At 69.9% G+C, this 12,750-nt stretch carries 11 protein-coding genes; 7 read left to right on the plus strand and 4 right to left on the minus strand.

Going from position 1 to position 12,750, the window contains the following annotated elements; all coding sequences use genetic code 11:
• Nucleotides 1-83 precede the first annotated feature (83 nt).
• Genes EFA46_RS06205 through EFA46_RS06215 form a run of 3 tightly spaced genes read left to right on the plus strand, consistent with a single transcriptional unit; the run spans nucleotide 84 to nucleotide 5,163 of the window.
• Nucleotides 84-416 (plus strand): hypothetical protein, encoded by a 333-nt coding sequence (locus EFA46_RS06205; RefSeq protein ID WP_123074131.1) that lies wholly within the window; start codon nucleotides 84-86, stop codon nucleotides 414-416.
• A 21-nt stretch (nucleotides 417-437) separates the two neighbouring features.
• Complete coding sequence (gene smc / locus EFA46_RS06210; RefSeq protein WP_123074130.1) at nucleotides 438-4,013, plus strand: chromosome segregation protein SMC; 3,576 nt, start codon at nucleotides 438-440, stop codon at nucleotides 4,011-4,013.
• Nucleotides 4,006-5,163: a segregation/condensation protein A gene (locus EFA46_RS06215; protein ID WP_123074129.1), complete on the plus strand. Its 1,158-nt coding sequence runs from the start codon at nucleotides 4,006-4,008 to the stop codon at nucleotides 5,161-5,163. The genes smc and EFA46_RS06215 overlap by 8 nt, the downstream gene beginning before the upstream one ends.
• Here EFA46_RS06215 and EFA46_RS06220 read toward each other — a convergent pair.
• Nucleotides 5,160-5,870 (minus strand): hypothetical protein, encoded by a 711-nt coding sequence (locus tag EFA46_RS06220; RefSeq protein WP_123074128.1) that lies wholly within the window; start codon nucleotides 5,868-5,870, stop codon nucleotides 5,160-5,162. The two genes, EFA46_RS06215 and EFA46_RS06220, sit on opposite strands and share 4 nt — an antisense overlap.
• 150 nt (nucleotides 5,871-6,020) lie before the next feature.
• Here EFA46_RS06220 and EFA46_RS06225 point away from each other — a divergent pair, with 150 nt between their 5' ends.
• Complete coding sequence (locus EFA46_RS06225; RefSeq protein WP_123074127.1) at nucleotides 6,021-7,445, plus strand: MATE family efflux transporter; 1,425 nt, start codon at nucleotides 6,021-6,023, stop codon at nucleotides 7,443-7,445.
• An 8-nt stretch (nucleotides 7,446-7,453) separates the two neighbouring features.
• Here EFA46_RS06225 and EFA46_RS06230 read toward each other — a convergent pair whose 3' ends face one another.
• Nucleotides 7,454-8,155: a phosphoribosyltransferase gene (locus EFA46_RS06230; RefSeq protein ID WP_123074126.1), complete on the minus strand. Its 702-nt coding sequence runs from the start codon at nucleotides 8,153-8,155 to the stop codon at nucleotides 7,454-7,456.
• 146 nt (nucleotides 8,156-8,301) lie between these two features.
• Between EFA46_RS06230 and EFA46_RS06235 the strand changes: the two genes are divergently transcribed.
• Nucleotides 8,302-8,532: a hypothetical protein gene (locus EFA46_RS06235; protein ID WP_148040637.1), complete on the plus strand. Its 231-nt coding sequence runs from the start codon at nucleotides 8,302-8,304 to the stop codon at nucleotides 8,530-8,532.
• 52 nt (nucleotides 8,533-8,584) lie between these two features.
• Nucleotides 8,585-9,484 carry a PhzF family phenazine biosynthesis protein gene (locus EFA46_RS06240; protein ID WP_123074124.1) on the plus strand — a complete coding sequence of 300 codons (900 nt, stop codon included), beginning with the start codon at nucleotides 8,585-8,587 and terminating at the stop codon, nucleotides 9,482-9,484.
• On the opposite strand, the gene EFA46_RS06245 is transcribed toward EFA46_RS06240, so the two are convergent.
• Entirely contained in the window at nucleotides 9,481-9,924 is a 444-nt protein-coding gene (locus EFA46_RS06245; RefSeq protein WP_123074123.1) for a hypothetical protein, read from the minus strand. The two genes, EFA46_RS06240 and EFA46_RS06245, sit on opposite strands and share 4 nt — an antisense overlap.
• Before the next feature lie 155 nt (nucleotides 9,925-10,079).
• Here EFA46_RS06245 and ppsA point away from each other — a divergent pair, with 155 nt between their 5' ends.
• Nucleotides 10,080-12,326, plus strand: coding sequence for a pyruvate, water dikinase (gene ppsA / locus EFA46_RS06250; protein ID WP_123074122.1), 2,247 nt, complete (start codon nucleotides 10,080-10,082; stop codon nucleotides 12,324-12,326).
• Here the strand turns inward: ppsA and EFA46_RS06255 are convergent.
• Nucleotides 12,315-12,707, minus strand: a complete 393-nt coding sequence (locus tag EFA46_RS06255) for a hypothetical protein (protein ID WP_123074121.1) — start codon at nucleotides 12,705-12,707, stop codon at nucleotides 12,315-12,317. The genes ppsA and EFA46_RS06255 overlap by 12 nt on opposite strands.
• Nucleotides 12,708-12,750 lie beyond the last annotated feature (43 nt).

A 12,750-nucleotide genomic window follows, 5' to 3' on the forward strand; every position in this document is an offset into this window, starting at 1 on the left:
GGAGCGCCGCCCGCGAGCCGTCAGACGAACGTCTGACGCACGACCGCCACAGGCTTATGGTCGGCGAGGCTGTTCTCGTGGGTATGTCGAGCGATAGCGACCGGGTCTCCGAGCTCGAAAGCCGCGTGAAGGAACTCGAAGCCACCGTTCGCGGGCTCACCGAGGAGCTCGTGGACGCCAACGAGCGCATCCGCGAGCTCGAGGACTACCACGACGCCCACGAGAGCGCGGGCCGGCCCGCCTCCGAACCGCTCGCCGCCGGCGCGCCCGAGGAGGACGCGGACGCCGACGCGAACGCCGACGCGAGCGGGGAGGCCGCCGACGCCGCCGCCGACGGCGAAGGAGCTAAAGGCGCCGAGGGCGAGGATACGACGACGGAAGAGGAGTCCGGGATGGACGACATCATCGTCGCCTGAGGACTCCGGACACCCCCCCAGATGTACATCGACGAAATCGTTCTCGAGAACTTCAAGAGCTTCGGCCGGACGACACGGATCCCGTTCTACGAGGACTTCACCACCATCAGCGGCCCGAACGGCAGCGGGAAGTCCAACATCATCGACGCCGTCCTCTTCGCGCTCGGTCTCGCTCGGACGCGCGGCATGCGCGCCGAGAAACTCACCGACCTCATCTACAACCCGAGCCACGACGGCGACGGCGAGACGGCGGGCCCGCGTGAGGCGAGCGTCGAGGTCGTCCTGAACAATTCCGACCGCGCGCTCGCGCGCTCGCAGGTCGTCAACGCCGCCGGGAGCGACGACGTCGGCGACGTCGACACCATCACCGTGAAGCGCCGCGTGAAGCGCACCGAGGACAACTACTACTCCTACTACTACCTCAACGGCCGGTCGGTGAACCTCTCGGACGTCCAGGACCTGCTCGCGCAGGCCGGCGTCACCCCCGAGGGGTACAACGTCGTCATGCAGGGCGACGTCACCGGCATCATCAACATGACGCCCGGCGAGCGCCGCGAGATCATCGACGAGATCGCGGGCGTCGCCGAGTTCGACGCGAAGAAGGCCGACGCCTACGACGAGCTCGACGTCGTCGAGGACCGCATCGAGGAGGCCGACCTCCGCATCGAGGAGAAACGCGAGCGTCTCTCGCAGCTCGAGGACGAGCGCGAGACCGCCCTCGAGTATCAAGGTCTCAAGGAGGAGAAGGAGGAGTACGAGTCCTACAGGAAGGCCGCCGAACTCGAGGAGAAGCGCGACGACCTCGAGAACACCGAGGCCGACACCGAGGAGCGCGAGGCGGAACTCGAGGAGTTGCAGGCCGAACTCGACACGCGTCGCGGCCGCGTGGAGCGCCTGCAGGAGGACCTCGACGAGCTGAACGCCGAGATCGAGCGCAAGGGCGAGGACGAACAGCTCGCGCTCAAGCGCGAGATAGAGGAAGTGAAGGGCGACATCAGTCGCATCGAGGACAAGATCGAGGCCGCGGAGGAGCGGCGCGAGCAGGCGGAGAACGACCGCCGCGAGGCGTTCGTCGCCATCGACCGCAAGCAGGAGGAGCTCGACGAACTGGAGGCGGAGATCCGCGAGGTGAAAGTCGAGAAGGCCTCCGTGAAGGCGGACGTGCAGGACCGGAAGGCCGACCTCGCGGACGTCGAGGAGCGCATCGAGTCCGTCGACACCGAGTTCGACGAGGTGAAGGCGGAGCTCGCGGCGAAGAAGGACGACCTCGAGGAGGCGAAGAGCGAGCGCAACGACCTCCAGCGCGAGAAGGACCGCCTGCTCGACGAGGCGCGCCGGCGCTCGAACGAGGTGAGCGAGGCCGAGGACGACATCGAGGCGGCGCGCGAGGAGATTCCGGAGCTCGACCGGACGCTCGCCGACCTCCGCGACGAACTCGAGAAGGCCGAGCGGAACCGCGCGCAGATCGAGGACGTCGTCGAGGACCTGAAGTCCCAGAAGCAGGCCCACCAGGAGGAGCTGAACGAGGTCGAGGACGACCTGCAGGCCGCACAGGAGGAGTACGCGCGCTTGGAGGCGAACGCCGAGCAGTCCGGCGACTCCTCCTACGGCCGTGCGGTCTCGACGATCCTGAACAGCGGGAAGGAGGGCGTCCACGGCACGGTCGCCCAGCTCGGCGGCGTCGCGGGCGAGCACGCGACGGCGGCGGAGACCGCCGCCGGCGGCCGGATGGCGCACGTCGTCGTGGACGACGACGGCGTCGGCCAGTCCTGCATCGAGTACCTGAAGTCCCGGAACGCGGGTCGGGCGACCTTCCTCCCCATCACGGAGATGCAGAACCGCTCGCTCCCGCGCGAGCCGGACGACCCCGGCGTCGTGGGCTTCGCGTTCGACCTCGTGGAGTTCGACCGGCAGTACGCGCCCGTCTTCTCCTACGTGCTCGGCGACACGCTCGTCGTCGAGGACATGGAGACGGCGCGCGAGTTCATGGGCGACTACCGGCTCGTCACGCTCGACGGCGAACTCGTCGAGAAGAGCGGCGCGATGACGGGCGGCTCCCGCTCGGGGTCGCGCTACTCCTTCTCGAAGTCCGGGCAGGGCCAGCTCGAACGGGTCGCCTCGAAGATAAACGACCTCGAGGACGAGCGCCAGTCGATTCGGAGCGACATCCGGGACGTCGAGGAGCGCCTCGACGGCGCGCGCGACCGGAAGTCGGACGCCGCCGAGACGGTGCGCTCGCTCGAGGGCGACATCGAGCGCGTCGAGGCGGAGAAGGCGGACGCGAAGACGCGTATCTCGGACCTCGAGGAGCGCCTCGAGGAGCTCGAGGCCGAGCGCGCCGAGGTTGACGAGCGGATGGGCGAGCTCGACGAGGAGATCGCCGCCCAGTCCGAGCGCATCGAGTCCATCGAGGCCGACATCGAGGAGCTGGAGTCGGAGCTCGCGGACTCGGAGATTCCCGAACTCACCGCCGAGAAGGAGGAAATCCGGGACGACATCGCGGACCTCGAGGACCAGCTGTCCTCGCTCGACGGCGAGCTGAACGACCTCCAGCTCCAACAGCAGTACGCGGAGAACGAAATCGAGGACCTCCACGACGACGTGGAGGACGCACAGAACACGAAGGCCGAGCAGGCCGAGCGGATCGAGTCCTTCGAGGCGGAGATCGAGGCGAAGCGCGAGACGCTCGCCGAGAAGGAGGCCGCCGTCGACGACCTCGAGGACGAGCTCGCGGAGCTGAAGGCCGAGCGCGAGGAGCTCAAGGAGGAGCTACAGGAGGCCCAGCGCGAGCGCGACGAGCAACAACAACGGGTCGAGTCCGTCCAGAGTCGCGTGGAGAGCCTGCGGCGGGCGGCCGAGCGACTCCGCGAGGAGATCGCGGACCTCGAGGAGGCGGTCGGCGACTACGACGCCGAGGAGATCCCGGAGATCGACGAGGTGGAGGACGCCGTCGCGCGCCTCGAACGGCAGATGGAGGCCCTCGAGCCCGTGAACATGCTCGCGATAGAGGAGTACGACGAGGTCGAGGCGGACCTCGACGACCTCGAGGAGAAGCGCGCGACGCTCGTCTCCGAGGCCGACGGCATCCGCGAGCGCATCGAGAGCTACGAGTCCCAGAAGCGCCAGACGTTCATGGACGCCTACGAGGCCATCGACGGGCACTTCCAGCGCATCTTCTCGCGGCTCTCCGCCGGTTCTGGCGAGCTCGTCCTCGAGGACGAGGACGACCCCTTCGAGGGCGGGCTGACGATGAAGGCCCAGCCCGCCGACAAGCCCGTTCAGCGCCTCGACGCCATGTCCGGCGGGGAGAAGTCGCTGACGGCGCTCGCGTTCATCTTCGCGATCCAGCGACACAACCCCGCGCCGTTCTACGCGCTCGACGAGGTGGACGCGTTCCTCGACGCGGTGAACGCGGACCGCGTCGGCGAACTCGTGGACGAGCTCGCCGAGGACGCCCAGTTCGTCGTCGTCAGCCACCGCTCGGCGATGCTCGAGCGCTCCGAGCGCGCCATCGGTGTGACGATGCAGGGCGACAACGTGAGCAGCGTGACGGGCATCGACCTGACGAACGGCGAGGAGGCGCCGGCGGATGACTAGCGAGGGACCGCGAAGCGGTGCCTCGGGAAATGCGAGCGGGGAGCGGAGCGACCCGCGAGCAGACCGGCGGGGCCGAGCGGAGCGAGGGCCCGCCGAACGAGCGAGCGGGGAGCGAAGCGACCCGCGAGCAGACCGGCGGGGCCGAGCGGAGCGAGGGCCCGCCGAACGAGCGAGCGGGGAGCGAAGCGACCCGCGAGCGGGCGGCGAACCGCGAAGCGGGGCACCGGAAACGCCAGCAGAGGCGGCGCACGACGCGAACGCGCTCCGCGCGGACGGCGGCAACCCCGAGGACGCGTTCACGCTCGCCGGCCACGAGTCGGGCGAGGCCGACCTGCCGTTCGACGGCGCGGACGACGCGGAGCCGGAGTCTGCGGACGCGAACGACGAGGAGGAGGTCGAGCCGGTCGAGTTGCTCGTGCAGCTCGCGAAGGACGGCGAGATCGAGCCGTGGGACATCGACATCGTGGACGTGACGGACGCGTTCCTCGAGCGCCTCGACGAGGCGGACCTGCGGACGTCGGGGCGCGCGCTCTTCTACGCCTCGGTCCTCCTGCGGATGAAGTCGGACGCCCTCCTCGAACCGGACGCCGACGAGGAGCCCGAGGACGCCGAGGAGCCCGGCTGGGAGGACTGGGAGCCGGGGATGGAGCCGCCGGCGGACGCGCCGGACGCCGACCCGGTGGCGGCCCTGGAGGACGAGATGGACCGCCGACTCGAACGCAAGCCCCAGCGCGGGACGCCGGAGACGCTGGACGAACTCGTGCGCTCGCTGCGCGAGGCCGAGCGCGGGTCGTGGTGGAAGGAGTCCCGGACGTACGACACCTCCGACAGCCCGAGCGGGTTCCAGCGCGGCGTGCAGGAACTCGACTACCGCTCGGGCGACGATTTCCGCATGGAGGAGGAGCCGTCGGCGGCGGACGTCACGGACACCGCGCACTCCGAGGACATCGAGGAGGTCATCGCGGACGTGGAGGCGGCGCTCGTCGAGCAGTACGAGCGCGGCCGCGAGGAGGTGCTGTTCGCGGAGGTGGCGGACGCGGGGTCGTCGCGCGTGCAGTCGTTCCTCGCGCTCCTCTTTCTGGCGCATCGCGGGCGACTGACGCTCGAGCAGGACGAGCTGTTCGGCGACCTCTGGGTCGTCGACGCCTAAGCGAGCTCGAACCAGCCGGTCTCGATGTCGGCGTCGTGGAGCACCCAGCGCTGCTGGGTCGTACCGTCGGGTCGCGTCTCGACGTGGACGGTGGCGTCGAAGAGCGGCTCGATGGCGTCGATGGTCTCGTCGTGCACGCCGGCAGAGGCGTGGGCGTGGCCCATGCCGCGCGCGTCCCGAACCGTGCTCGTGAGGAGGTGGAGGAAGCGGAAGAGGGACTCTTCGGGGACGGCGTCGACGAGCGGGTCGAGGGAGTCGAGGCAGAACCGGAGTTCGCCGGGCGCGCCCTGCTCGCCGGCGACGACGCGGTCGAGGTGGGAGCGGACGGTGGCGAAGAGCGCTTCGAGGTCGTGGGGGTCGTCGAGTTCGTCGTACCACTCGGGCTCGCTCGCGCCGAGCGCGGGGCCGACCGCGTTCGTCGGAGCGGCGGCGACGGCGGAGCGGGTGGTGTCCGAGCCGGTGGCGTCGACGACGCCGAAGCGACTCGCGTCACGGTCGCGGGAGCCGTGGCGCGCGAGCACGTCGGCGAGGGGGACCGACGTGGACAGGAAGACGTGGTGGCGGTCGAGGTCGTGGCCGCCGAGCAGTCGCTCGCAGGCCGCGCGTTCCCCTCCCGGGTCGTCGACGACGAGTACGTTACAGCCCTCCCGCTTGAGTGCGGCCAGCTCCCGCGAGAAGGCCGCCGCCTCGGAATCCGCCACTCCCATGATTCATTACTACTACCCGTGGATCCGTATTTAGTTTTTCTGGAAAATCCGGTGTATGTTTCGGGCCCGAGATGCCGCTGACGCGCGGGTTGCGGCAACGCTATCACGGCTCAGGAGCGTTCAAGACGCCCGGAGGTCTCACTGGTAGTAGTGCCCGGTCCCTCCGCTCCCAGTGACTCCTCTCGCTCGCTGACGAGCGGGCCGCTCGTTCGTCCGACGCTCCGTCTCGCGTGGCCGCTCGTCGTCGTCCAACTCCTCCAGGTCGTCTACAACCTCGTGGACACCATCTGGCTCGGCGCCTACTCCCCGGACGCGGTCGGCGCGCTCTCGCTCGCGTTCCCGATGGTCTTCCTCCTCATCTCGGTCGGCGGCGGGTTCACGGCCGCCGGGAGCATCCTCGTCGCCCAGCACACGGGCGCGGACAGCGAGGCGGGCGCGTCGAAGGCGGCGGGGCAGACCATCTGGTTCGTCTCCGTCATCGCGGTCGGCATCGGGATTCTCGGCTTCCTGCTCGCCAAGCCCCTGCTCTCCCTGCTGCCGGCGGACCCGGGGACGGCCGCGCGCGTCGTCCCGCTCGCCGGCGAGTACATGCAGACGTACTTCCTCGGCGTGCCGTTCGTCTTCGGCTTCTTCGTCTTCACGAGCCTCCTCCGTGGGTACGGGGACACGCGGACGCCGATGTACGTGATGTTGCTCACGGCGGCGCTGAACGTCGCGCTCGACCCGCTGTTCATCTTCGGCTACGCGGGCGTCCCCGAACTCGGCGTGCAGGGCGCCGCGCTCGCGACGGTGCTCTCGCGCGTCGTCGCGGCGGCCGTGGGCTTCTACGTGCTCTTCTACACGGCTCGCGGCCCGAGCGTCGGTGCGGCGGACCTGCAACCCGACTTCGAGGTGGTGCGCGACATCGTGCGCCTCGGCGTCCCGAGCGCCATCGAGCAGTCGACGTCGTCGCTCGCGATGGTCGTCCTCACGGCGATGATCGCGGCGTTCCCGCCCGCCGTCGTCACCGCGTACGGCATCGGGAACCGCCTGTCGTCGCTGGTCTTCCTGCCGGCGCTCGGGCTCGGGCAGGCGACGAACACGATGGTCGGGCAGAACCTCGGGGCGAACGAACCGGGGCGCGCGGAGCAGGCGGTCCACGTCGCGGGCGGCCTCGTTGTCGGGTCGATGGCGGTCGTGGCGGCGCTCGCGTTCTGCTTCCCGGAGGCGGCGGTCGCGCCGTTCCTGACGGCGGACGCGCCGGGCGTCGCGGCGACGCTCGCGCATGCGAGCGAGTACGTCCGCGTGATGAGCCTGATGTTCGTCTTCATGGGGCTCCTGCAGGTCATCCTCGGCGCGTTCCGCGGCGCGGGCGACACCCGGACGAGCATGGTGTTCTCGCTGGTGACGCTCTGGGTGGTGCGGGTGCCGGCGACGTACGTGCTCGCGTTCGCGCTCGGCTGGGGGTCGACGGGGCTCTGGTGGGCGGTGGCGCTCGGCGACATCGTGGGCTGTCTCGCGGCCGGCCTCTGGTTCACGCGCGGGACGTGGAAGGAGCACGTCGTCGCGTCGCGTGACGCGGAGCCGGCGGACTGAGTCGAGAACTAGGCCTCGTCGCGCAGCAGCCACTCGTCGTCGGCGCTCTTGACGAGGACGTCCCGGCGCACCATCTCCTCTAAGACTTCGTCGAGGCGGTTGGGTTGGGCGATCTCCATCTCGATGCGCTCGACGTCGTGGTAGGCGGAGAGGAGGTGGCGGATCTCCGCTTTCGTGTAGGGGCCGTCGTCGTCGGTCTCCATGACGCCGCTGATGAGGTCGACCATGTCCTCGATGAAGTTCCACGGGTAGACGACCCACGCCCACTGTTCGAGGCGCTCGCCGACGAAGTCGGGGTCGAACTCGCTGGTGCCGAGCAACTGGAGGGTGGCGGTGCGGACGTCGTTGGCGTCGCGCTCCTCGACGTACTCGTGGGCGCGCTCGATGGAGCCGCCGGTGTCGGCGATGTCGTCGATGACGAGGACGTCCTTGCCCTCGACGGAACCCTCGGGCATCGGGTAGCGAACCTCGGCCTCGCCGCTCTGTTGGGCGGTGCCGACGTAGTGTTCCATCTTCAGGCTCGTGAGGTCGTTGAGTCCGAGGAAGTCGCAGAGACAGCGCCCGGCGAACCAGCCGCCGCGAGCGAGCGCGACGATGACGTCGGGTTCGAACTCGGAGCGCTTGACCTGCGTGGCGACGTCCCGGCAGAGCCCGTAGATGTATTCCCAGTTAGTGATGGTGCACTTGAAGTCGTCCGGGAGCTCGGACATGTGGTATCTGTTCTGGCCCGAGGGTTCGGAGGACGTTAAGTGGTCGGATAGCCGCTCGCGGTGGGTCGGCCGCGATTCGACGCGCGAGACGGGGGAAAGGTTTATCATCGTTGTTTGTGTGGTATTGTGTAGCAAGGTGAGTGCTGATGAGTGTCACACAGAGGACGGGGGAGTGGACCCTCGACGAGAAGGAGCCCGGCGTCTACCTCGTTAAGCGCCGCGGACACCTACAGGCGAAGGTCGTCACCGACGACTGCGAACCGAGCGAGACGGTCGAATACCTCCTCGAGGGCGGCGTCGCGGACGTCATCGAGGTCGAGACGGCGGCCGACGCCTACGAGCGCTTCCGAACCCTCGTCGCGGAGCGCGCGCGGTGAGCGGCGCCGACGAAGCCGAGCGTTCAACACGCTCGCGTCCGAGTACCGTGACGTGCACACCACTCGCGCTCTCCTCTGCGACGCGTTCACCGACCGCCCGCTCACCGGCAACGCCGCCGGCGTCGTCCCGGACGCCGACGAGCTGAGCGACGCCCAGATGCAGGCCGTCGCGCGCGAACTCGCCGTCAGCGAGACCGCGTTCGTCACCGACAGCGACGACGCCGACCGCCGTCTGCGCTACTTCACGCCGACCACCGAGGTCGACCTCTGCGGGCACGCGACCGTCGCGACCCACGCCCACCTCCACGAGGCCGGCGTCCTCGAGGCCGGCACGCACACCGTCGAGACGACCGTCGGCGTCCTCGACGTCGAACTCACGGACGACGGCGTCGTCTGGATGACGCAGCGCGACCCGTCCGTCCGTCGGCTCCCGAACCTCGAAGAGGAATCGGTCGCGGACGCGCTCGGCATCGAGGCGATGTCGTTCGTGGACGAACTCCCGCTCGCCGTCGCGGACACCGGCCTCCCCTTCCTCGTTGTCGGCCTCGACTACCTCTCGACGCTCGGCGAGGTCGACCCCGAGGACGCCGCGATCCGCGACCTCTGCCAGCGCGTCGGCGCGAAGGGGGTCTACGCGTTCACCTTCGACACGCTCGAGCGCGAGGCCTCCCTGCACGGCCGGGCGTTCTGCGCGCCCGTCGGCATCCACGAGGACCCCGTCACCGGCACCGCCTCGGGCGCCGTCGGCGCCTACCTCGACGAGGTCGCGGCGTTCGGCACCGACTTCCCCGACGAACTCGTCTGCGAGCAGGGTCACTACGTCGAGCGGCCCGGCGAGGTCCGCGTGCGCGTCGACGACGACGTTCGCGTGGGGGGCACCGCCGCGACGGCCCTCGACGGCGAACTCACGGTCCCCCCCGAGGAGGACGACGACGAGATACTCGAGGCCTAGAACGACCCGCCGCCGCGCTCGCTCCCGCCCTCGACCCCGCCGTCGTTCTCGCGCTTCAGCTCCCGCATCTCGCGGTTCACCGACTGGAGGTCCTGTTGCATGTCGCTCAGCCGGTCGTCGAGCACGCTCACGATGTCGCTCTTCACGCGCTGGGTGTCGTAGGTGTCAGCGACGTCCTCGCTGACCGCGCCGGTGAGCGTCCGATAGAGCGCCCACGCCTTCCCGAAGCGGTAGACGGCGACGCCGGCGACGAGGAGCGCGAGGCCCGGGAGACCGGCGCTCGTCGGCACGGGCACCGTCGTCGGGCCGACAGCCGTCGGCGTCGCGTTCGCGGCGAGGAGGTACGCGCCGCCGCCGGCGAGTGCGACGCCGACGAGCGCGAACAGTACGGTCCAGGCGAAGTACGCGCCCGCCCAGCGGAACGCGCGTTTCCAGTTCACACCACCTCGGTGTCGGCGGGCGACGTAAAACCCTGCGCCCCGGTGTCGGTGCGGAGCCGTCACGTGCGACGATTAACTCGGCTCCGGGTACCGAAATACCCCTATATACCCTCCGAAACGACTATTTTCCGGGGTTCGTTCTGTCCAGACGCCTAATGCCAGTACGTTGGCTCGCAGACATCAGCGCCGAGGACGTTCCGAGCGTCGGCGGGAAGGGCGCCTCGCTCGGAGAGCTCACACAGGCCGGCCTCCCGGTGCCGGCCGCGTTCGTGGTGACGGCGGACACCTATCGGGCGTTCCTCGAGGAGACCGGGCTCGACGAGGAACTCTCTCGCACGCTCGACGTGGACGTCGAGGACTCGGCGGCGCTCGCGGACGCCGCCAGCCACGCGAAGGAACTCGTGCTCGACGCCGAGTTCCCGGCGGACGTGGCCGAGACGGTGCTCGCGGCCTACGACGACTTCGGCGACGAGCCGTTCGTCGCGGTGCGCTCCTCGGCGACCGCCGAGGACCAACCGGACGCGAGCTTCGCCGGCCAACAGGAGACCTTCCTGAACGTCGATCGGGAGGACCTCCTCGACCGCGTGAAGCGCTGTTGGGCGTCGCTGTTCACCCAGCGCGCCATCTACTACCGCGAGGAGCAGGGCTACCCGCACGACGGCGTCGACATCGCCGTCGTCGTCCAGCGGATGGTGGACGCCGAGAAGTCCGGCGTCATGTTCACCTCCCACCCCTCGACGGGCGCGCCCACCACCATCGTCGAGGCGGCGTGGGGGCTCGGGGAGGGCGTCGTCTCCGGGAGCGTCTCCCCGGACAACTACGTCGTCGACCGGGGGAGCGGCGCGGTCGAGGACGTGACGGTCGCCGAGAAGAAGACGCTCGTCACTCGCGACGCCGAGACGGGCGAGACGGTCGAAGTCGCCGTCCCCGAGGCGAGGCGAACCGAGCGCGTCCTCTCCGAGGCCGAACTCGAGGAACTCCGGACGCTCGGCGAGCGCGTCGAGGAACACTACGGCACCCCGCAGGACGTCGAGTGGGCCATCGTCGACGACGAGGTGTTCATGCTCCAGTCGCGCCCCATCACCACCATCGACGACGACGCGGCCATCGCGGAGACGGACGCGGGCGGCGGCGACGCGCTCGTCTCCGGACTCGGCGCGAGCCCCGGCATCGCGAGCGGCGCGGTGCGCATCGTCCGGAGCCTCGACGAGCTCGACAAGGTCGGGCAGGGTGACGTCATCGTCACCGAGATGACGACGCCCGACATGGTGCCCGCGATGAAGCGCGCGTCGGGCATCGTCACCGACGAGGGCGGGATGACGAGTCACGCCGCCATCGTCTCGCGCGAGCTCGGCGTCCCGGCCGTCCTCGGCGCGGGGAGCGCGACCGCCGTGCTCAGCGACGACCAACCCATCACCATCGACGGCGACCGGGGGACCGTCGAGTCGGGGCGCGCCGAACCCGACGAGGAGCGCGAGCCCGTCGAGGACGCGCGCCCGACGACGCCCGTGAAGCCGATGACCGCGACGGAGGTGAAGGTGAACGTCTCCATCCCGGAGGCCGCCGAGCGCGCCGCCGCGACGGGCGCGGACGGCGTCGGCCTGCTCCGCACGGAGCACATGATCCTCTCGACGAACCAGACGCCCGAGCGCTACGTCGAGGCGCACGGCGCCGAGGCGTACACGAACGAACTCGTGCAGGCGATCCGGAGCGTCGCCGACGAGTTCTACCCCCGCCCGGTCCGCGTGCGCACCCTCGACGCGCCCACCGACGAGTTCCGCCAGCTCGAGGGCGGCGAGAACGAACCCCACGAGCACAACCCGATGCTGGGCTATCGCGGCATCCGGCGCTCGCTCGACGAGCGCGACCTCTTCGAACTCGAACTCGCCGCGTTCGCCGAGCTCTACGAGATGGGCTACGACAACGTCGAAGTGATGTTCCCGCTCGTGACGGACGGCCGCGACGCCGAGGCCGCCCGCGACGCGCTCGCGGCGGCGGGCGTCGACACGGCAAAGCGCCGCTGGGGCGTCATGGTCGAGACGCCGGCCGCCGCGCTCTGCGCGGCCGAGTTCTGCGAGGCGGGCGCGGACTTCGTCTCCTTCGGGACGAACGACCTCACGCAGTACACGCTCGCGGTCGACCGGAACAACGAGCACGTCGCCGAGCGCTTCGACGAGCTCCACCCGAGCGTGCTCGCGCTCATCGAGGGCGTCATCGAGACCTGCCGCGAGCACGACGTCGCCACCTCCATCTGCGGGCAGGCCGGCTCGAAGCCCGAGATGGTCGACTTCCTCGTCGAGCAGGGCGTCTCCTCCATCAGCGCGAACGTCGACGCGGTCCGGGACGTCCAGCACGAGGCCAAGCGCGTCGAACAGCGCCTCATCCTCGACTCAGTCCGATAAGTAGGCGTAGACGCCGACCGTCCCCCGGTCGGCGTATTCGGCGTCGACCGCCGCCGCGTCGACGTTCCGCGCCTCGATGTGGCCGTCGCGGGAGAGCTCGACGACCTCGCGCTTCAGGTAGTCGCGCGCGAACCGGGAGGTCAGCACGTCGCCGAGTTCGGAGCCGACGCCACGGCCGTCAGCGACTGCCTTCGGCGCGCGCTCGCGGCGTTCGCGGCGCTCGCGCTGTTCCGCGAAGGTGGCGCCGACGAGCGCGTCCGCGAGCTCGTCGAGCGTGTAGGCCTCGCCGGCGTGCTCGACGAGGAACCTGAGCGCGTTCGCCTTCAGCGTCCCCGGCTCGTCACCCGACTCCCACGCCTCCGACTGTACGGGTATCGGCACACTCGGAGAAGCCCCTCGACGGGCCAAAGCGGCGTGCCTATCC

Source organism: Halarchaeum sp. CBA1220, from assembly GCF_003721175.2.
Lineage (GTDB): Archaea > Halobacteriota > Halobacteria > Halobacteriales > Halobacteriaceae > Halarchaeum > Halarchaeum grantii.